The organism is Hymenobacter gelipurpurascens (genome assembly GCF_900187375.1).
GTDB lineage: Bacteria > Bacteroidota > Bacteroidia > Cytophagales > Hymenobacteraceae > Hymenobacter > Hymenobacter gelipurpurascens.
Genome location: NZ_FYEW01000001.1, coordinates 1,632,594 through 1,654,347 on the forward strand (window position 1 = coordinate 1,632,594; position 21,754 = coordinate 1,654,347).

Consider the following 21,754-nt stretch of genomic DNA (forward strand, 5'->3'; position numbering starts at 1 on the left):
TTTTCTCATTGTTTTTGTGCTGTCTACCGCTTTAACTTGCGGTGTTTCTCACAAATTGATGACTTCGCATTCTCCTTAAAGTGAATCGTGAATTGCACCGTTGGATGCACTCTAGCCTCTGCTCCAGCGCCCAAAGTCATTGAAAATTCCCACTCCGGTAAGTCCGGAAAAATCCATTTAACCCCTAACATCATTTAAATGAAACACCCTTATCTAGCGAAACTAGTGTTTCCGCTATTGTGCGCTGGCGTAAGCGTCAGCAGCGCCTACGCACAGGGGGTCGGCACTGTAAGCGGCCGGATCCTGGACGAGAAAGGCGAAGGCATTCCCGGTGTAACCGTCCTGGTGGAAGGTACTACCATGGGCGGCTCAACGAACTCTGATGGTACCTTCTCCATCCAAGGCGTTCCTTCCGGCCCTCACACGCTGGTTGTCTCTTTTGTGGGTTATACCACACGCCGCCAGCCGATTACAGTAACCGCAGGCCAGAACACGGCAGTGGCTCCGCAAACGTTAGCGGAAAACACTACGCTGCTGAATGAAGCAGTAGTAGTAGGCTATGGTGTACAGCGCCGCCAAGACGTAACGGGTTCTATTGCCACAGTGCAAGCCAAAGACTTTGTGCCAGGCCAGGTGACTAACCCCGAGCAATTGGTGCAGGGCAAAATTGCCGGCGTAAACATCACTACGGGCGGTGGTGCTCCCGGCGCGGCCAGCACAATCCGTATTCGTGGTGGTTCCTCGCTGACTGCGAGCAATGATCCACTGTTTGTAATTGATGGTGTACCAGTAGACAAGGGTGGAATCAGCGGCGCCAGCAACCCGCTGACCATGATTAACCCCAACGACATTGAGTCGGTAACTGTATTGAAGGATGCTTCGGCTCTGGCTATTTATGGCAACCGGGCTTCGAACGGCGTTGTACTTATTACGACGAAGCGTGGGGTACAGGGTGAGAAGTTAACGGTTAACTTCTCCTCCCAGACGTCTGTTTCGCGTCCTTTCAAAACGTACGACGTACTGGGTGCTGATGAATTTCGCACGCTGATTGAGGCTAATGGCTTGGCTTCTCAGAAAGCAACGCTAGGTTCATCTAATACTAACTGGCAGGACGAAATTTTCCGCACTGCTACCTCTTTTGACAACAATATCAGCCTGACCGGTAACTTAGGCAAAGTGCCTTTCCGTGTTTCTTACGGCAATCTGTACCAGGATGGTATTGTTATCACGAACAACCTGAAGCGTAATACCGGCTCTGTAAGCCTCTCTCCGGTTATCCTCGATGGCCATTTGCGCATTGATGTTAATGCAAAGGGCACACAACTGGAGAACCGCTTTATCGACAATGGAGCCATTGGCGGTGCATTGTTCTACGACCCTACGCAGCCAGTTCGTTCCTCTGAAGCGCAGTTTGCGCCTTTCGGTGGTTACTATCAGTATCTGACTGCAGCTGGTGTCCCTTTGACGCTAGCACCCGGCAACCCGGTAGCTGCCTTGCGGAACACGAACAACACAAGCGATGTAAAGCGCTTCATCGGCAATGTGCAGCTGGACTACAAATTCCACTTCCTGCCCGAGTTGCGTGCTAACCTGAACCTGGCAACTGACCTTTCGCGGGGTACTGGCTCGACCATCAACTCGGTGACCGATTTCGGTAACTACAACAGCAAAGCGACCAACATAAACCAGAACGGCCGCTACTCGCAGTACAAGCAGGACAAGGATATGAAACTGCTGGAGTTCTACCTGGCCTACGCTAAGCAGTTGGGTGAGAATTCCAAGTTCGATGTGCAGGCAGGTTATTCCTATCAGGACTTCGTAACGCAAGGACCCTTATACCTGCCTTACCGCTTCGACCGTACCACTCTAGCCAACGAAAACGCGACTCAGACGGTAACAGGGTATTATGACCCCTTCCGCTATAAATCTTACTTCGGCCGTGCCAACTTCACGGTTAAGGACCGTTACTTATTAACGGCTACCCTGCGGAACGACAATACCTCGCGCTTCCTGGAAGATCAGCGCCATGGTTACTTCCCAGCTCTGGGCCTGGGCTGGCGCATTAAGGGTGAGGAATTCCTTGCCAACAATACGGCAATCACGGAATTAAAGCTACGCGCTGGCTACGGTATCACGGGTCAACAGGAGATTGGTGGGCCCTTCGATGCTCTGCCGCGCTATGTAACAGGTCGCTCTACAGTACAATACCAGTTTGGCGTAGATGCTAATGGCAATCCAATATTCGTTACCGGGTTGCGTCCCTCCGCCTCCAATGGCGCTCTGAAGTGGGAAACCACTACTACCTACAACTTAGGTTTAGACTGGGGACTGTTCGACAACCGCTTGTCTGGTGCTGTTGATGTGTATGAGCGTGAATCCAATGACCTACTTGCCAACGTATTTGTTCCGGCTGGTGGCCTGAGCAACCAGCTGAACCGTAACATTGGTTCGCTGCGTAACCGAGGCGTAGAAGTTGCTATAAATGCCTCGCCGGTACGCACCGAAGATTTCAGCTGGGATCTTAACTTCAACGTGGCCTACAACAAAACCAAGATTACGGACCTAGGCCCACAGCAGGAGAACTTCCCTGGTTATCTAGTGGAAGGCATTCCTGGCGGCACAGGCACCACCGTCCAGATCAACTCGGTTGGCTTCCCCAACAATGCCTATTATGTATACCAGCAGGTATACGGGCAGGATGGCCGTCCGGTGGAAGGGCTATATGTTGATCGCAACGGCGACGGCACTGTGAACGAGCAGGACCTGTACCGCTACAAGCAGCGTGCTCCATTGGCTACGTTCGGCTTGTCGACCAACTTTGCCTATAAGAAGTTCTCGCTGAACGCCGTGCTGCGCGCTAACGCTGGCAATTACGTGTACAATGCGGGAAATGGCAATCTGGCCAACTTCGCTAACGCTAATACCTCTACCAACTTTGTAGGCAACCTGCCTGTAGGCATCCGAGATACCGGTTTCCGCACGCAGCAGGTACTCTCTGATTATTACGTAGAGAATGGCTCATTTATCCGCGGCGAGAATATCACGCTGGGCTACAACGTAGGTAAGATTTTCCGCGAAGGGTCGAATCTTCGTCTAACTGCAGCTGTTCAGAACGTGTTCCTGATCACCAAGTACAAAGGCTTGGATCCGGAAATCTTCAACGGGGTAGACAACAACTTCTATCCTCGCTCCCGCACCTTCACCTTCGGCCTGAACGCCAGCTTCTAACCCACCCGACTAATGAATAAATTTCTAATCCGCGGCCTGGTAGTAGCCACAACGGGCTTTGCTCTAGGTACCAGCCTAACTTCCTGCGGCGACCTCGACTTGAAACCTAAGTATGAGACGACGCCGGATAAAGTGTATGTAGACCTGAACGGTTACCGTTCGGTACTCGCTAAAGTGTACGGTGGTTTCGCCGTAACTGGCCTAGGCTCAGATGACAATGGTGCTTCCGGCGGCGGCGACGTAGGAGGTATCGATGAAGGTACTTCGGATTACATCCGTCAGCTGTGGTGCGCACAGGAGCTCTCTACTGACGAAGCCATCCTAGCTTGGGGCGACGTTGGAGTGCGTGACTGGCACAATATGAACTGGACGGCTTCCAACCCGCTCATTCGTGGTCTTTACTACCGCATTTACTACGAAATTGCTATTGCCAACGAGTTTATCCGCGAATCGAGCGACGATAAGCTGAGCGCGCGTTTGAGTGGCAGTGACGTTGCTAGCGCCAAGCGTTTCCGCGCTGAAGCTCGGTTCCTGCGTGCTGTAGCCTATATGCACGTTCTGGACCTGTACGGTGGCGGCCCTTTTGTGGTAGAAACTGACCCTACTGGTGCTTACACGCCTCCTTATCGCAACCGTCAGGAGCTGTTCAGCTATGTAGAAAGCGAGCTGCTTGCGTTGAGCAATGATGCTGATTTCGCGGAGCCCAAGACTAATGAGTACGGCCGTGTTGATAAGGCTGCTGCCTGGGGTATGCTTTCCCGTTTGTACCTGAATGCTCAGGTGTATACCGGCACCCAACGCAACAACGACGCTGCCACGTATGCAAAGCGCGTGATTGACGTGCCTGGCTATGCGCTGTCTACTACAGCAGCTGGTAAGGTTACCTCGGCCTACGGTCGTTTGTTTCTGGCCGACAACCAAACCGCGCCAGCTCGTAACGAAATCATCTGGCCGGTTACGTTCGATGCGAACAATACCCGTAGCTTCGGTGGTACTACGTTCCTGGTCAACGGTTCCACTAGCTCAAGCAATGGCAACTGGAAAGCCAAAAACGGCATGCCTCAGGGCGGCTGGGGCGGCATGCGGGCTACCAAGAACTTGGTTAACCTGTTCGGAGCTGACACGGTGCGCGACACTCGTGGCCGCTTCTGGACGGATGGCCAGACCCTCGAAATTGCCGATATCGGTAATTTCAATGAAGGCTACGGTGTAATCAAATTCCGTAACGTGACCTCGACAGGTGCTGCCCAAGGTGGTTCGCAGAGTCAATCAAGCGTAGATTACCCTATGATTCGTCTGGCAGAAGTAATGCTGAACTACGCCGAAGCGGTATCTCGTGGCGGTGCTGGTGATGCTAACCTGGCGCTGTCGTATGTAAACCAGATTCGTCGCCGGGCTTACAGTGTCCCTACTACTACGCCTAACACAACGGTTGACTTAGCCGCTCTTTCAACTAACGCTTTGCTTGATGAGCGTGGTCGTGAGCTGTTTTGGGAAGCCTTCCGTCGTACGGACCTTATCCGTTTCGGCCGCTTCGTAGAGGGCACTTATCTGTGGCCTTGGAAGGGTGGCGTTAAGGATGGTCGTGGAGTTGAGGCATTCCGTGCGCTTTACCCGTTGCCCGCTTCTGACTTGAGTGTAAACCAGAACTTAAAGCAGAATACTGGTTACTAAGAAGAACTCGACCAATCCGGGAACCACTTCGAGCTGGTTCCCGGTTTGATCGGGAAATTCTTCCATCAATTCCCACTTTCATCAGCGACTCATGAATCATTTTACCAAACTAGCAGGGCTGGGCTTAGTTGCCACTCTGTTTCTTGCTTCGTGCGAAAAAGACGAAGATCGTGCAGTGATGCAGCCAGGCAGCGCACTTGCTGTAACTGCCTCTACCAACACCGCTGTTCTTACCCAGGACAAAGCATCTACCAACGCCGTTACCTATACCTGGAGCCCCGTTGATTTCGGTTTTCAGGCGGCAGTGAAATACACGCTTCAGTTCGATAAGAAGGGTGGTCCTTTCACTACGCCTATCGAGTTTGAAGCTGGGAATGCTACTTCGCGTACCCTCACCGTATCTGAGCTAAACAGCGTATTAATTCGTTTGAAAGTAGCACCGGGCTCAACCGGAAACGTTGATGTACGAGTGAAAGCCAGCCCAGGTGGGGTTGCTGCACCCGTTATATCTTCCGTTTCGACACTGACCGGTACGCCTTATTTAGTATTCATTCAGTATCCTTCTTTGTATGTACCTGGTAGCTACCAGGGCTGGGCACCAGATAAGGCTCCTTTCATTGCCTCGGTGAACAACAACAAGGTGTATGAAGGATATGTAAACTTTCCTACAGCAGATACAGAGTTCAAAATCACCAATGCTCCTTCATGGGATAAGGGTGATTACGGAATGGATCCAAATGGTGCTCCCGGGTCGCTAGTTTCTAGCAACAGCCAGAACATTAAGGCTGCTAACCCTGGTTACTACCGCCTGAACGTCGATCTGAACACGCTGAAGTATACGCTTACCAAAACTTCTTGGGCCGTAATTGGAGCTGCAACTCCAGGCGGCTGGGATGTAGAAACCCCGATGGTTTTCAACTCCGTGAAGCAGGTATGGACCGTAACGCTGCCACTAAAGGCCGATGAACTGAAGTTCCGTGCCAATAATGCTTGGGACATCGATATGGGCGACAACGAGCCTGATGGCGCTCCTGATTATGGTGGAAAGAATATCAAAGTAGGTGCTGCTGGTACATATACCGTCACACTCGACTTGAGCAAAGGCGCTGGTAACTACAGCTACTCCATCGAGAAATAATCTTTCTCGATTGCTTACCATACAAAAAGGGCCGTCATATGACGGCCCTTTTTGTATGGTACCCTTCTGAACACTCGTTTGCTGAATGTGCTTACTAGTCTTCTACAACGCTCAAAAAAGTGAGCAGCTACTTTTAAGAATCTATTACCTGATTTTCTGCCGAAATTTTCTGTGTTTCGTTGAGGTTAACTACGAACTTTGCTTGTAGGCCATGTTACGTGGCCTAGCCTCAATATCGACTTCCCATTTCTTCTACCTTTCCGACTTAATATGATCCTTATTGCCGACGGTGGCTCGACCAAGAGCAGCTGGTGTCAGCTCGATGAAGCTGGTAACCGTGTGTATTTCAACACTGAGGGGTACAACCCTGACTTCATTACCACGGAAGGCATTGCCCAGTCCCTGGAGAAGAACCTGCCTGATACCCTTCCGCGGCAGAAAGTGACGGAAGTGTATTACTACGGGGCTGGCGTATCGTCGCCGAAGAAAGCCGAGGTAATTGCCAAAGCCATGCGCCAGATTTTTCCGCAGGCCGAAGTCGTTGTAGACCACGACCTGCTGGCCTCGGCGCGGGCCTTGCTGGGACGCAAGCCAGGTTTTGCAGCTATCCTTGGTACCGGCACCAACTCCTGCCTATACGACGGCAATAAAATCACGTATAACGTGGATTCGCTGGGCTACTTCCTCGGTGATGAGGGCAGTGGCTCTTTCATCGGCAAGCGCCTGCTGCGCGATTATCTGCGCGGATTGCTGCCTGATGGCCTACAGGAAATTTTCAAGGAAGAGTTCAACCTCACCCGCGAAGACATTCTGGACAAGCTCTACAACCAGCCTCTCCCAAACCGCTTCCTGGCTAGCTTCGCCAAGTTCACTTACGACCACAACAACATCAGCTACTGCCGCGAGATTGTGCTGCAGGGGTTCGAGACGTTCTTCGCGAACATTGTGCGGCACTACCCTAACTACCAGGATTACACGTTCAACTGCATCGGCTCGGTAGGCTACAACTTCCGCGATGCCTTGTCGCAGGTGGCCAAAGACCACGGCATGGAAGTCGGCAAAATCATCCGCTCCCCTATCGATGATCTGGTGGCCTTCCACGAGGAAGAGCTAGCTAAATCGAAATAACGATAGCACCTCCAACGAAAAAGCCCGCTCTCTTAGGAGAGCGGGCTTTTTTAGTGGCATAGGCTAGTAGCCGGCGTGGCCGGCTTTTGCCAGACAGGCCTAGTGGTGCACTACCAACCGAACGGTTTGCTGCTGAGCGCCTGCGTTCAGGCGCACCAGATACACGCCGTTGGCCAGGTTTTGCACAGGGAGTTGCAGCTCCCGGGTGCCGGCCGGCTGGCGAGTAGAAGTGGTAACGGTATGCACCGTGGCACCCAACAGGTTCGTGACGGTTACGCTTACCGGCGCCGACTGGCCTAGCTCGTAGCGCAGTGTAGCGGTAGAGCTGGCAGGGTTCGGCAGGGCCACCAGTTGCAGAGCAGCCGCATCCTTTTGGCGCTTGGTAGCCAGAACGGTACCAGCGGGCACCGCAATCTTGCGTGAGGTGTACACCGTGTACTGGCCGGGAGCCAACGTGAGTGGCGCCGCCTTATCGGTTACCGTAAGTGTTTCGCCGTTGAGGTAGTTGTACCACGTACCGGCTGACTGGAAGTTCGGTACCACAGTAGCTGTCTTCACATCAAAGTTTCCGACGATAGTTACCTGTAGGCCAGGGTCCGAAGAGCTAGCATCACGCTCCGAGAGGTGCATGGTTTTTACGGCCCCGTTGAGGTCTTGCGTAAAGCTGGCGGGATTCTCAAACGCTGGCTCCTGCACCTTCAGGGCAATCAGGCTGCGGTATACATCGTACAGGTGGCGACGGTTGGCATCCTTGTAGTAATCCCACAGCGCTGGCTTGTTGCTGAGTTTGCAGCTTTGGTCTTTGCCATACTGCTCCGGCGTGCCGTCGTCATTAGGTATGGATCCATCCGTGCACATGAAGATGGATTTATCGTAGCCTACTTCGCCAAACTGCCAGATCATGCGGGGGCCGGGCACCGTGAAGAAGAAGGCACCAGCTGCCTCCTGACGGGCCAAGGCCGTGTTCAGCTCTTTCACTGAATAAGTACCGGAGCTGTTGCCGAAACGCAGGTTCTTGTACATCAGGCGCTGCTCATCATGGCTTTCCATGTAGGTTACCAAGTTAGGCGCGTTCCAGCCACGGCCGCCTTGTGCCGTGTTGCCATAATAACCATAGCTGAAGTTGGACTTGCCATTTTCATGGTAGCCCATTGTCGCTTCGTTGTAGTTGTCAGTCGCCTTGCCCCATAGCATCAGGCCATAGTCAGCCAGTGTCTTGCCTTCCGCGTTGGCGGCAAAGGACTCCAGAATCGGGTAAGACGTCGCGTCTACGCTGATCTGGTAGTCGTAATAATCCTTCCAGATTTCTACCCGCGACTGGTCATACACGGCATCATAGGTAGCTTCCGTTTTCTGCACCTGGCTGAATCCTCCGGCCAAGTCATAGCGGTAGCCATCAATGTGGTACTCCGTCAGCCAATGCTTGATTACCTGCTTGGTGAAATACTTGGTGAAAGCACTTTCGTGGTTGAAGTCGTAGCCTACGTTGTAGGGGTGCTTGGCAGTGGTATTGAACCAAGGGCTTGTCGAAGACGGATTGCCATTTTCGAAGTACATCTGCACCATGGGGCTCTGGCCGAAAGAGTGGTTGAGCACCATATCCAATACTACCGCAATACCGCGCTTGTGGGCTTCATCTACCAGCTTTTTCAGGTCGTTCTTGGTGCCGTAGTATTTATCGGGAGCGAAGAAGAACGAGGGGTTGTAGCCCCAGCTTTCATTGCCTTCAAACTCATTCACGGGCATCAGCTCCAGCACGTTCACGCCCAGGCGCTTGATGTAGTCGAGCGAGTCCGTTACGGTCTTGTAATCGTGGCGAGCTACGAAGTCGCGCACCAGCAACTCGTAGATAATCATATCCGTGCGCTTCGGACGGGCAAAGTTGGTTACCTGCCAGGCATAGTCGGAGGCGTTGCTTTGCAGCACCGAAACAATACCATTGGTTTTGCCGGTGGGGTAAGCCTTCAGATTTGGGTACGTAACGGCCGGAATGTACTGGTCGTTGTTGGGGTCGAGAACCTTTTCCGAATACGGATCCGCCACGCGTAGGCCACCATCCACCAGAAACTGATAAGCATATTCCTGACCAGCCGTTAGGCCGTCAATCTGCACCCACCAACGCCCATCTACTGTGTTGTCGGCTGCATCACCAGCTGCGTTTGGCGTGCGCTTCATATAGGAAGCTTCATTGGCCGTCCAGTTGTTGAATTCCCCGATAACGTGCACGAACTGCTTGTTGGGGGCCGTCAGGCTGATGATGGCCGACGTACCTCCGTTGAGATATGTAACGCCATCTTTCTTGGCGCCGGCAGGCAAGGCAGCCAGCGTTATCGCCGAGCGGGACTGCACTACTACTTCCGTAGCTTCCGTAGCAGTGCCTTTGGTGGCCGTGAGGCGCAGCGTGTTATTGCCAGCCTGCGTCAGAGTTACGTTGGCCGTAATGCTGGTGGCGTTGGCTTGCTCCGCTACTTTCGTTCCGTTCAGAAATAGGGCTAAGTCGGAGGCTACAGCCGAGGAGCCACTTACGGGCGTGGGGGTATTCAGGGCAAACAGGAACGGGCCTATGCCAGCCGGATTGGTGAAGCGCAGATCGAACGTGTTTTGGGCTACCGATACCAGGATATCGGAGTTACCGTCGCCTTTTCCTTCCGGTTTGCCGCCATCACCCCGGAACACCATGGCCAGCTTACGGATAACTTCCGCACTCGTGAGGCCGGGGTAGTACGTGCGTGGGACGAAAGTGATGCTGTACTTATTGTTGCCCAGCGACGTCATTTTCTCGGCAGCCGAGGGAGATGAAAAGCTGGTGCCTTTCACGTGCTTCCAGTCGCTGTCGGAAGTGCTCTGGTTAGTGATAACACCCGTCCAGATGTACACATTGCCGGTATACCCCACTAATGCCTTGTTGCCCTGATTGGCATCATACGTTAGTGTAACCTCATCAGTGTCTTTAAAGATGGCGGGCTGAGTGGTTACTACCTGGGCCTGCAGAAGGGGCATTCCGGCCAGGAAAGCCACCAGACCTAGTAATAGTCGAAGTGTTTTCATGAAAAAGAGTTGGGTTGGGAATTTTGAATACGAGGGAATAAGTGATGCTCTATTAACTTCCAAGTAGATGAGTGAGGAGTCACATAGTGCAAGAGGGCATTAAAGATACAGCGACTAGGCCTCTCTAACCAAGCCTACTAGGCCTTTTATCGTAGCTTTGACGCAGTTACTTTACCCCAAGCCTGCTGCCACTGCTCATGTCGTTTTTTCCTGCATTTTTCCCGTCTACCAAACGTGTGAGCCGGCAATGGCTGCTGGCACTTCTGGTGGGCCTGGCGGGAAGCGCAACCGCGCAAGTCCCAACTCGGGCGGCGGCAGTGGCATCAGGAGTCGTGGCCGATACCGTAACTGCTACCGCTCCTACCTCTAGCCTGCTCAACCGGCGCCTGCCGGTGTTGGCGGGGGGGCTGGTACTCTCCTACTCGGGCACCATGTACTTGCTTGGCCAGGGCTGGTACACCGGCGAGCAGTCGAAGTTCCACTGGTTCAATGATTTGCCCGAGTGGAAGCAAATGGACAAGGCTGGCCATTTCTGGGGGGCCTTCCACGAAAGCCGGGGCGCGGTAGATATGCTGCGCTGGGCCGGCGTGCCCGACCGAAAAGCCATCTGGTACGGCGGTTTCGTGGGATTTCTGCTGCAAAGCCCCATTGAGCTGCTCGATGGCCGCGACCCGCAGTACGGTGCTTCCGCTACCGATCTGGCCGCCAACTTCCTGGGCTCCGTAGGCCTCATCGGGCAGCAGCTGGCCTGGAATGAGGTGCGCATCATGCCCAAATACTCTTTTCATACCACGCGCTACGCGCCGCTACGGCCCAACGTGCTGGGCAAGAGCCTCGGCGAGCAATACCTGAAAGACTACAACGGCCAGACCTACTGGCTATGCGCCGATGTGGGTGCCTGGCTGCCCGCCTCCAGCCACTGGCCGCGCTGGCTTCAGCCGGCCGTAGGCTATGGCGCTCAGCAAATGGTATATAATGACCAAGACGCCAACGCAGCCCTGGGCCTACGCCCTTACCGCCAGTATTACCTCAGCCTCGACGTAGACCTGCGCAAAATCCCGACGCGCAGTAAGCTCCTGAAGCGCGTATTTTATGTGGCCAGCATTTTCCATCTGCCCGCGCCCGCGCTGGAGTGGAATGCCCGGCGCGGCCTAGTGGCACACGGGCTATATTATTGAGCCGCCGAAGTGGCCTAGGCTTATCTGAGTGCGTATAGCAATCAATTCAAGCCAAAGGCCTGACCTTTGGTTACTCTTCGCGACTTTTGTTTGTTAAGAGAATCCCGGTTTCTAGCCAGCAACTGGCCTAGAGAGAACATTCAGCGTTAATCTGCAATACATGAACATAGGAGATAGAGTGCGCCTGCTGACAGGCCGCGAAGAAGGCATCGTTACGCGCCTGCTCGACAACGACCTAGTAGAGGTAGCCATTGATAACGACTTCACCATTCCGGTGTTGCGCCGCGAGGTGGTGGTAGTAGCCGCCGAAGAAACCAAGGCCTTCGGGCAGAGTGCGGCAGCCATTGCTTCTGAGAAAAAAGCCGCGTCTATCGGAGCCGCCCAGGCAGCCCGTGCGGCCGGCGCTACCCCAGCCGCCGCTGCGGCCGCGCCCAAGAAATCGGAAGGCCCCGCCGGGCTGCCCGCTGCCAAGGATGTACCGCCGCCCGTACAGAAAGGCGTGTACCTGGCTCTCACGCACCAGTCGCCGGAGCTGCTGGCGTTGCAGCTCGTCAACCACACCGACCGCGACGTGCTCTACACCTTTGGGGAAGAGCGTGTAGGCCAGTACCGTGGGCTGGGTTCCGACAAGCTCGCGGCCAAGTCGGTGAGCAAGCCGCTAGGCCACTGGCACCTCAAGGATTTTGACCAGTGGGCGGCGCCGGTTGTGCAGCTACTGCCCTTCCAGACGAACGGCACTACGGCGTTTGAGCTGATTACTAAACGGATTCAGTTCAAGGCCGCCAGCTTCTACACCAGCCGCCAGCCCAACGTGCCGGTGCTGCAGCGAGAGGCCTACCTCTTCCAACTCGATGAAAAGCCTGCTGCCCCGGTTGCTATTGCGCCTGAGAAATTAGCCGAAACACTGAAAGCCCAGCTCACCGGCAACGCCCCCGCCAAACCTGCCGCCGTAGCGCCCGCACCTGAGCCAGCCAAAGCCATTGTGGCGCCTCCGCATGAGGTAGACCTACACCTGGAAGCTCTCATGCCGGAAGGCGCCGAAGGCCTCAGTAATACCGCCATTCTGAAGCTCCAGCTCGAAGCTTTCGAGGACACGCTGAGCCGCGCCCTGGCCACCAACATGCACGAAATCGTGTTTATCCACGGCTCCGGCAACGGCACCCTGCGCAAAGAGCTGCACAAGCTCCTGAGCCGCAACCGCGACATCAAGTTCTTCGAGGATTCGAAGAAGGAGAAGTTTGGCTACGGTGCTACGCTGGTGCGGCTGAAATAGGAGAAGCCTAATACCCAAGTACGTCATCCTGAGCAGAGCGAAGGATCTTATCACTTATAAACGAGAGCCCTAGCGCCCCGTGCTAATGTGACAAGATCCTTCGCCCTGCTCAGGATGACGTGTTTTTGCGTTAGGCCACACTTGCTACAGGTTATCTCGACATGTAGCTACGCAACCGTGCGGCGGCATCTGGTTACTTTGCGGCTGAAACCTTTTCCGCCGCATGAAAATCCACGCGCTACTCGCCGCTTCTCTACTTTCCCTAACCGCTCTAGGCCAGCAACTGCCGGTTCCGCGCAATCTGCAGGCTACGTACGCCAAAGGCACCCGCGCCGAGAGTGGCCTACCGGGCCCCAACTACTGGCAGAACTACGCCGACTACAAGCTTAACGTTTCCTTCGACCCTGGCACGCGGCGCGTGGCGGGCACTGCGGATATAGCTTATCACAACCAAAGCCCTGACTCGCTACGGCAGATCTGGTTTAAGCTCTACCCCAACCTATACCAAAAAGGGGCGGCCCGGGCTTCTTCCATCGAGCCGGAAGATGTAGGCGAAGGGATGCAGATCGAAAAGCTAACCATCAACGGCCAAACCATTGATGTAGCCAAACTGAGAGGCGACGCTACCAACCTGCCGGTGTCTGTGCAGCGTGCTATCGGCCCCAAGCAGACGGCTCAGGTTTCCGTCACGTATTCCTATATCCTGAACAAAGGCTCGCACACGCGCACTGGCGAAGTGGAGCCCAATGCGGATTTCGTAGCCTACTTCTTCCCGCGCATTGCGGTGTACGATGACATTGATGGCTGGAACCGCAACCCCTACCTCGGCTCCCAGGAGTTCTACAACGACTTCGCCAACTTCTCAGCCGATATCACCGTGCCCAAAGACTTCGTGGTGTGGGCTACCGGCGACCTGACGAATGCCGACAAGGTGCTCACGAAGAAGTACGCCAAGCGCCTCCAAGATGCGGAAAAGAAGGACGGTATCACGAGCATCATCACAGAGGAAGACCTGAAGCGCCGCGACATTACGGCCACGAACGCGCAGAACACCTGGCACTTCGAGGCGAAGAATGTAACCGACTTCGTGTTTGCTACCACCGACCATTACGTGTGGCAAGCCAGCAGCTTGGTAGTAGACCCAGCCACCAAACGTCGTACCCGCGTCGATGCCGTGTACAACACCAAGCACAAGGATTACGCCGAGGTAATTCAGTTTGCGCGCAAGACGGTGGAGGCCATGTCGTACACCTTCCCGAAGTGGCCCTTCCCCTACTCCCACGAAACCATTTTCGATGGCCTGGACCAGATGGAGTACCCCATGATGGTGAACGACAACCCGACGGAAACCCGCCAGGACGCCATTACGCTCACCGACCACGAGATTTTCCACACGATGTACCCATTCTACATGGGCATCAACGAAACCAAGTACGGCTGGATGGATGAAGGCTGGGCCACCATTGGCGAGTGGATTATCTCCGGCATCATCGACCCAAAGCTGGACGACGACTACGGCATTGCGCCCTATGCCCGTGGCGCCGCTACCGAGGATGATGTGCCGATTGTAACGCTCAGCACCCAACAAACCGGTACTGCTTTCTTCCTCAACTCCTACCCCAAACCTGGCCTAGGCTACCTCTACGTGAAGGATATGCTCGGTGATGAGTTGTTCACGAAAGCGCTGCACACCTATATCCGTAACTGGAACGGCAAGCACCCCATGCCCTACGACTTCTTCAACTCGATGAACGCCGGGGCCGGCCGCAACCTCAACTGGTTCTGGCAGCGCTGGTTCTTCGACTCAGGCTACCCTGACCTCGCAATTCAGCAGGTCACAAAAACCGGCGCCGGCTACGACGTTATAGTAGAATCAAAAGGTACCAAGCCCGTGCCCGTTGACCTCACCATCACCTACGCCGACAACTCCACCGAGAAGCTACACCGCACCATTACCGTCTGGGAGCAGGGAGCCCGCACCGTCATGGTGCCCCTAGCTACAACCAAAGCCTTGAAACAAGTGAAACTCGGTGCTACGCTAGTGCCTGATAGCTACCCCAAGGATAATGTGTGGGAGAGTAAGTAGGAAATTTAGAAATGAGTCAGAATCCACTTATACCCTATGTTCTGCGTTCAACTCAACGCGCTCTTCTATTTAATATTCGATCCTCATTCATAGCTATTTCAGTCGACTTATCAGACTCCAATGCTTTTCTCATGAGAGTACAGCTAGATGGTGAGCCTAATGAGAACGAGAAAGATTTATGCTTTGCAGCCGCAGCAGAGGTATGTGGTGACTTTGGGGAAATACACGATAGCGAGGTAGCTTTTATTCAATCAATACCTATTTTCGATAAAGACAAGCACTTGCCTTACCTAGTATATGCAAGAGCAGAAGTCTGAAATTCAAATAGAAGCTAGTGCATATAAAAAGGCCAGCCTGTAACAGGCTGGCCTTTTTATATGATTAAAGTTATTTCCTATCATGTCGCAACACAACCAGGCTTATTGCAGCCGCACGCGCATGATGTGTCGGTCGGGGGCTTGGAAGTGGTAGCTGAGTAGGAAGCCGTAGGTTTCGCAGATCTGGCGGGCAATGGCTAGGCCTAGGCCTACGCTTCCAGGCGGCCGCTCGGGGCCAGGCCGAAAGCGGACGAACAACTGGTCAGCGGGCAAGGCGTGAGAGCGACCAGTGTTCTGCACAGAAAATTCCTCGGTAGTGAGCGTTACGACTAACTCCCCACCGGGCACATTATGGCGAATAGCATTGCTAAGCAGATTGCTCACCAGAATCTCTAGCAGGGACCGGTTTGCTGCCAGCGGCAAGGACGCTACCACATCAGTAGTCAACGTGAGGTTGCTGGCGCTGAGCTGCTCCCGCAACTGGCCTAGCTGAGTACGGATGGCGGCAGCCAAGTCCACAGTTTCGGTGGGGAAGAACAGCTGCTGATCGAGGTGGGCCAATAGCAGCAGGCTGCGGCTTAGGTGGGTCAGGCGCTGCGTCACCTCCAATAGCGCTTCAATGTGGCCGGCTTGTTGTTCCGTTAGACCAGGGGCCTGCACCAATAAGTCGAGCTTGGTGCGGAGGATGGCCAGCGGTGTTTGCAGCTCGTGGGCGGCGTTTTCGGTAAATTCCCGTTGGCGGTGATAGATCCGCTGATTACGGTTAAGCACCCGCTTCAACGCCGAGTTTAGCTCCTTGAACTCCGGGATGCGCGTGTCGGAAAGATGCACGGACTGGTGCTGATCAAGCTTGTACTTCTGCAGCTCACTCAGCGTGCTGTAGAATGGCGCCCACATCCGGCGAGCCAGAAAATGCTGCAGTAGCAACAGGCCTACCAGTAGCGCCCCAAACAACAAGGCCCCTGCCAAGACAATACGCGCCAGCAGTTCCTGGCTATCGAGCATGGTAGTGCGCAGCTCCAGCCGGTAGGGCCGCCCCTGAAATTGCACCGGCGCCGCCAGTTGCCGGTAGGGCACAATCTGGTTGGTCAGCTCATTATACATCATGCGCTGGCTGAAGGCAACGGGCGGCCCCGGCACCGACAGGGGCTTAAACTCCACGTTATGATCAAGCTGATGCCAGAAAGTAAGGTCGGCGGGGGTGCGCAGATGCAGACGCAGGGCTTTTTCCACTCGCATCTTCCGCCGACTCAAGGTGCGGTCGACGTAGGCGTAGTAGATTTTGCTGATGAAGCCGTAGTACACAAACGTGCCGCCCACAGCTACAACGCTGGCATAAATCAGGAAGAAAACAGTGGTGCGGGCCAGCAGCTTCATGGCAAACGGCGGAGAGGAAAACGGCTACGTGTCGGAACTTGGGTCGAACCGATAGCCTAGGCCATATACCATGCGGATGTAGTTGGGGGCGCCGGCATCCGCGAGCTTGCGCTTGAGGTTCTTGACGTGGGCATACACGCTCTCGAAGGTATCAAACTGCTCTGCCGCGTCGCCGGAAAGGTGTTCGGCAATGGCGCCTTTCGTGATGACACGTCCCTGGTTGGCCAATAGAAGCAGCAGCAAATCAAACTCGGTGCGCGTGAGCGTTACGGGCTGGCTTTCCACGGTGGCACGGCGGGCAGGAACATCTACAGTAAGCTTGCCGGCTTGCAGAAGATTGGTACCCTGGTAGTGGCGGCGGCGGACCAGCGCCGAAATGCGGGCGCTGAGCTCCGGCAGATAGAACGGTTTGGGCAGATAATCGTCGGCGCCCAGCTCTAGGCCAGTTATGCGGTCATCTACGGCGGCACGGGCGCTGGTGATAATAACGCCGGCCGCTTTTTGGTGGCGCTGCAGCTCGCGCAGTAGCTCTAAGCCATCGCCCCCGGGCAGGGTGAGGTCGAGCACAATGCACTCATAATTGTAGAGCAGCATTTTTTCCTGCGCCTGGGCATAGGTAGTAGCCACCTCGCACACGTAGTGCTGGGCTTGTAGGTAGCTGACCAGGCTGGCAAGCAGCTCCGGCTCGTCTTCCACGAGAAGCAACTTCATGTGGGAATGGGGGCAATAGAAGGGTGGGAGAAGCAGAAAGATAGCGGCATTCAATCGGGAAAGTGACCAATCACCCAAATTTTTCTGGTAGAGGCCCATTCTTCTAAATGTCTTCTAAATCGTTGTGCTACTTGGCTGACACAATACGCTGCACTTCCCTCCAACCTACTTAAAAATTCCCCCAATGACTGTACTGCTACCTTCCCTGTATCGAGCTGGTTGCGCTGGGCTGGTTCTGGCCGCGCAAGTAACGGCCGGCACAGCTGTCGCCGCCCCAACCCTCTCCGCTCCTAACGCCCTAGCACACCTCGCCGACCGTCGTCCGCTCACGGGCCGCGTGCTCGATGGAGCCGACCAGGCCCCGCTGAGCTTCTGCTCGGTGGGCATCAAAGGCTCTAACCGCGGGACCACCACCGACGCCAACGGCGCCTTTAAGCTGGATGTGGAAGACGGTGACATTCTGGTGATTTCCTACGTAGGCTACGAGCCGCGGGAGATTCCGGTGCCGGCCGGCGAATCAACTATTTCCATCAGCCTAAAGTCTACCACGCACACCATGGCCGATGTGGTGGTGGTGGGCAACCGCGCTTCGGAAGCTCGCACCAATGTGGAGCTGCCCGTACCGGTAGACGTGCTCAGCGCTAAGGAAATCACGAAAACTGGCCAGACGGAGCTAGGCCAGATGATTCACTTCCTGGCACCCTCCTTCAACTCTACCAAGCACGCTATCAGCAACGTAACCTCGTACGTAGACCCTGCCACGCTACGTGGCCTAGGCCCCGACCAGACGCTGGTGCTTGTGAATGGCAAACGCCGCCATCAGTCCTCGGCTCTGAACGTGAACAATGTGGTAGGTCGTGGCTCGGTGGGTACCGACCTGAACGCTATTCCAACGGCAGCCATTGAGCGAGTAGAAATCCTGCGCGATGGTGCAGCGGCCCAATACGGCTCCGATGCCATTGCCGGTATTGTGAACCTGGTGCTGAAAAAAGCTCCTCGCGGCGGTACTGTCACGGGTAACTACGGCATCAGCAAGCTCGGCGATGGTGACACGTATGATGCGGGCGTTAACTTCGGGCTACCCGTGGGCAAGCGCGACGGTTTCTTTAACACCACCGTGCAGCTCCACCACAACGAGCCCACCGACCGCTCCGGCGACTACACGGGCGCCGTGTACAGCACCAAACCCGAGGAAGACGCAGCTCTGGTTGCCCAGAACGGCTTCAACCGCCACGTAACTACCTACGGCACGGCCAAAAACACCATGGGCCAGCTGTTTTACAACGCCGAAACCAAGCTGGGCGAGGCCTGGACGCTGTATTCCTTCGGGGGCTACTCCCGCAAGGACATGACGGCCTACGGCTTCTACCGTCAGCCCAGCAACAAAAAGCGGGCAGTGCTTTCTCTGTTCCCGAATGGCTACAACCCGGTTTTCCCGGCCAAAGTCCAGGATCTGGCCTCTACCGTGGGGGTGCGCCGCACTACCGGCAGCGGCTGGAACCTCGATTTTAGCGCTGGCTTTGGTGGCAATACCATCGAAACCTTCGCGAATCATACCGTTAACCCTTCCTACGGCAGCAACTCGCCCACCAGTTTTTACACGGGAACCAACAAGTTTGGGCAGGGCCTAATTAACGCAAACGTCTCGAAATCTCTGAAAAACATCGGCAGCCTGAAGTCCCTGAGTGTGGCCTATGGCAGCGAGCTGCGCGTGGAGCGCTACCAGTTGGAGGCTGGTGATGATGCCTCCTGGATGAAAGGCCCGGTTACGACCAACTCGCCCGACGTGGGCTCTAGCGGCCGCGAGGGCATTGGGGCTCAGAACGCCGTGAAGCGCACCCGCAACAACGTAGGCCTATATGCCGACGTGCTCAGCGATATTACCGAAGCTCTGTTGGTAGATGTAGCCGCCCGCGTAGAGCGCTACAGCGACTTTGGCACCAACGTATCCGGCAAAATCTCGACGCGCTACAAGTTCTCGAACCTGTTCTCGGTGCGCGGCTCCCTCAACCGGGGCTTCCGGGCGCCCTCCATGCACCAGCTCTACTACTCCAATAATGCTGATGCCCAGTGGCTGACCATCAATGGCGTATTCGACTCCTACCCTATTGCCCACCTGCGCAACGACAATGCCTATGTGCGGGCACTAGGAGTCGAGAAGCTGAAAGCGGAAACGACTCTCGACTATAACCTGGGCTTTACGGCACAAATTGGCCCCAACCTGCAGGTGACGGCCGATATGTACCAGATTGATATCAAAGACCGGATTGTGATTTCCGGCCAGCTTGATGCCACCAAAGACCCCTTGGCTCCCGTGTTCCAAGGCTCGGGCATTGCACAGGTGCAGTTCTTTTCCAACGCCCTGGATACCCGCACCCGCGGCCTCGATGTGGTAGCCGCCTACCGCCAGAACATCAGCAAAGACCAGGAGGTAAACCTCAGCGCCTCCATGATGCTAAATGCGACGAAAGTACAAGGCGGTGTGCGCACCCCTGCGCAGCTCTCCAGCCTCAGCACCGGCCTCATTGATAGGGTTATGATTGGGCTGATTGAGGTGGCTCAGCCTCGCTCGAAGGCCATTGTATCGGCTAGCTACCGCTACAAGAAGCTAGAAGGCATGCTGCGGGCCACCCGCTTCGGCGAGGTTACTGCCATCCAGACCACCCCAGAGCTCGACCAGACCTTCCGGGCCAAAACTGTCGCCGATGCTTCCTTGTCGTACAGCTTCAACCCCCGCATCAACCTGACGGTAGGCGCCAACAACATCTTCGACGTGTACCCTGATAAGATTGCCTTCCCGTCCCTGACGGCCTCGGGCCAGACGCCTTACACGCGTTTCACTTCGCAGTTCGGCTTCATGGGCGCTTACTACTTCACTACGGTGCGGTATAGCTTCTAATCAACGCAGCAAGCGGCGCCCACATGGTCCGCTAGGCCACTCCCTGCGTCATGAGCGGAGGCTGCAACCTCTCGCCTTGGCACCGGGAGTGGCCAAGCAGGCCCTGACCTTTTATTATACTTCGCGCTCCAAGCTGTGCGGACGTGGAGTGTAGGCGAGGGCAATTACCCTGGCTCAGTTGCAGAAAGTTGGTTTCCATGCTGCGCGGAAGCCGACTTAAACTACCCAGCCTAGGGCGCCGCTGCTGCCTTGTTTAGCACTCTGCGCACGTACCACCCACTTTTCACTCCTGCCTCATGCTCGCACTTGCTGGCTTTGCCATGATTATCACCTTCATGGTGCTAATTATGACGAACCGACTCTCGGCCATTACGGCGCTGCTGCTGGTGCCCGTGGCGTTTGCGGTGCTCACGGGCTTCAGCGCCCAAATGGGCACCATGATGCTGGACGGCATCCGCAACATTGCCCCCACGGGTATTATGCTGGTGTTTGCCATCCTGTACTTCGGGTTGATGACGGACGCCGGGCTGTTTGATCCCGTTATCAGCCGAATTCAGCGCGTGGCGCACGGCGACCCCATGAAGATTATCATCGGCACGGCACTGTTGGCCCTGCTGGTGTCATTGGATGGTGATGGGGCTACTACCTACATCATTGTCGTGACGGCCATGCTACCGCTTTACCGCCGCCTGGGCATCAACACCCTGATTCTCACTTGCATGAACATGCTGGTAGGCGGCGTAATGAACATTTTGCCCTGGGGCGGCCCCACTGCCCGCGCCATGAGCGTGCTCCACCTCGATAGCACCCAACTCTTCAACCCGCTTATTCCGGCCATGCTGGTGGGGCTGGCGTGGGTGTTTTTTGTGGCGTGGCGCTTTGGCAAACAGGAACGCAAACGCCTAGGCCTGCATCAAGAACCCAACCAAGCCAAAAAGCCGATGGTGTTTGGCATTACGGCTGGCTTTCCGGCTCCGCTTCCCCCCGATGACGAAACTACCCACATAGCGCTTTCACCTGAAGACCAGGCCTTGCGCCGCCCCCGCCTGCTGTGGATCAATGCGTTGCTTACCATTGGCCTGATGGTGGCGCTGGTGCGGGAACTGCTGCCGCTGCCGGTGCTTTTCATGGTTGCTTTCGCGCTGGCGGCGTTGCTCAATTACCCCAATCTGGCACAGCAGCGGCAGCGGTTTGCGGCCCACGCCAGCAACGCCCTATCGGTGGCGGCCATGGTATTTGCGGCGGGCATCTTCACCGGCATTCTGAGCGGCACCCACATGGTTGATGCTATGGCGCACACCTTCGTGCAGCTGGTGCCCACGGAGCTAGGGCCGCGCTTCCCCGTCCTAACTGGCCTAGTGAGTGCGCCGCTTACCTTCTTTATGTCAAATGATGCCTTTTACTTCGGCATCTTGCCCTTCTTCACGAAGGCAGCAGCGCAATTTGGCATCACGGCCGCCACGATGGGCAAGGCCTCGCTGCTAGGCCAGCCTGTGCATCTGCTTAGCCCGCTGGTGCCTTCTACCTATCTGTTGGTAGGTCTGGCCGGCGTAGAGTTTGCCGCCCATCAGCGCTTCACCCTGAAGTGGGCCTGTGGCACCGTACTCGTGATGCTGCTCACGTGTCTGCTGCTGGGTATTGTGCCGTGGTAGTGCCTACACGGTAGCTGTTTGCAGCTTACTATTTGGCGCGCCCTA

At 55.4% G+C, this 21,754-nt stretch carries 12 protein-coding genes; 9 read left to right on the forward strand and 3 right to left on the reverse strand.

Annotated features, from left to right (window positions below; genetic code table 11):
- The first annotated feature begins 198 nt into the window (after positions 1-198).
- From CFT68_RS06965 to CFT68_RS06980, 4 genes are all read left to right on the forward strand, one after another.
- The gene (locus CFT68_RS06965) at positions 199-3,228 is read left to right on the forward strand and encodes a SusC/RagA family TonB-linked outer membrane protein (protein ID WP_088842665.1); all 3,030 of its coding nucleotides are present in this window, start codon (positions 199-201) and stop codon (positions 3,226-3,228) included.
- 12 nt (positions 3,229-3,240) lie between these two features.
- Positions 3,241-4,902, forward strand: coding sequence for a RagB/SusD family nutrient uptake outer membrane protein (locus tag CFT68_RS06970; RefSeq protein ID WP_088842666.1), 1,662 nt, complete (start codon positions 3,241-3,243; stop codon positions 4,900-4,902).
- Positions 4,903-4,993: 91 nt separating this feature from the next.
- Positions 4,994-6,040 (forward strand): SusE domain-containing protein, encoded by a 1,047-nt coding sequence (locus tag CFT68_RS06975; RefSeq protein ID WP_088842667.1) that lies wholly within the window; start codon positions 4,994-4,996, stop codon positions 6,038-6,040.
- Between the two features lie 270 nt (positions 6,041-6,310).
- On the forward strand, positions 6,311-7,168 hold the full coding sequence (locus CFT68_RS06980) for an N-acetylglucosamine kinase (protein WP_088842668.1): 858 nt from the start codon (positions 6,311-6,313) through the stop codon (positions 7,166-7,168).
- A gap of 99 nt (positions 7,169-7,267) precedes the next feature.
- Here the strand turns inward: CFT68_RS06980 and CFT68_RS06985 are convergent, their stop codons facing one another.
- Positions 7,268-10,216, reverse strand: coding sequence for a DUF4961 domain-containing protein (locus CFT68_RS06985; RefSeq protein WP_088842669.1), 2,949 nt, complete (start codon positions 10,214-10,216; stop codon positions 7,268-7,270).
- A 197-nt stretch (positions 10,217-10,413) separates the two neighbouring features.
- On the opposite strand from CFT68_RS06985, the gene CFT68_RS06990 reads away from it, so the two are divergent.
- The 3 genes from CFT68_RS06990 to CFT68_RS07000 all read left to right on the forward strand — a co-directional run bounded on the left by CFT68_RS06990 (position 10,414) and on the right by CFT68_RS07000 (position 14,753).
- Positions 10,414-11,394 carry a DUF2279 domain-containing protein gene (locus tag CFT68_RS06990; protein ID WP_141106475.1) on the forward strand — a complete coding sequence of 327 codons (981 nt, stop codon included), beginning with the start codon at positions 10,414-10,416 and terminating at the stop codon, positions 11,392-11,394.
- A 160-nt stretch (positions 11,395-11,554) separates the two neighbouring features.
- On the forward strand, positions 11,555-12,667 hold the full coding sequence (locus CFT68_RS06995) for a Smr/MutS family protein (protein WP_088842670.1): 1,113 nt from the start codon (positions 11,555-11,557) through the stop codon (positions 12,665-12,667).
- 223 nt (positions 12,668-12,890) lie between these two features.
- Positions 12,891-14,753, forward strand: a complete 1,863-nt coding sequence (locus CFT68_RS07000; protein ID WP_088842671.1) for a M1 family metallopeptidase — start codon at positions 12,891-12,893, stop codon at positions 14,751-14,753.
- Positions 14,754-15,172: 419 nt separating this feature from the next.
- On the opposite strand, the gene CFT68_RS07010 is transcribed toward CFT68_RS07000, so the two are convergent.
- Together CFT68_RS07010 and CFT68_RS07015 are read right to left on the reverse strand one after the other, a co-directional pair.
- On the reverse strand, positions 15,173-16,447 hold the full coding sequence (locus CFT68_RS07010) for a sensor histidine kinase (protein ID WP_088842673.1): 1,275 nt from the start codon (positions 16,445-16,447) through the stop codon (positions 15,173-15,175).
- Positions 16,448-16,471: 24 nt separating this feature from the next.
- A complete protein-coding gene (locus tag CFT68_RS07015) occupies positions 16,472-17,158 on the reverse strand; it encodes a response regulator transcription factor (RefSeq protein ID WP_088842674.1) in 687 nt (228 codons plus the stop codon).
- Between the two features lie 184 nt (positions 17,159-17,342).
- Here CFT68_RS07015 and CFT68_RS07020 point away from each other — a divergent pair, with 184 nt between their 5' ends.
- Together CFT68_RS07020 and CFT68_RS07025 are read left to right on the forward strand one after the other, a co-directional pair.
- Positions 17,343-20,057: a TonB-dependent receptor gene (locus CFT68_RS07020; protein ID WP_088842675.1), complete on the forward strand. Its 2,715-nt coding sequence runs from the start codon at positions 17,343-17,345 to the stop codon at positions 20,055-20,057.
- Positions 20,058-20,353: 296 nt separating this feature from the next.
- On the forward strand, positions 20,354-21,709 hold the full coding sequence (locus CFT68_RS07025; RefSeq protein WP_088842676.1) for a CitMHS family transporter: 1,356 nt from the start codon (positions 20,354-20,356) through the stop codon (positions 21,707-21,709).
- The last annotated feature ends 45 nt before the right edge of the window (positions 21,710-21,754 follow it).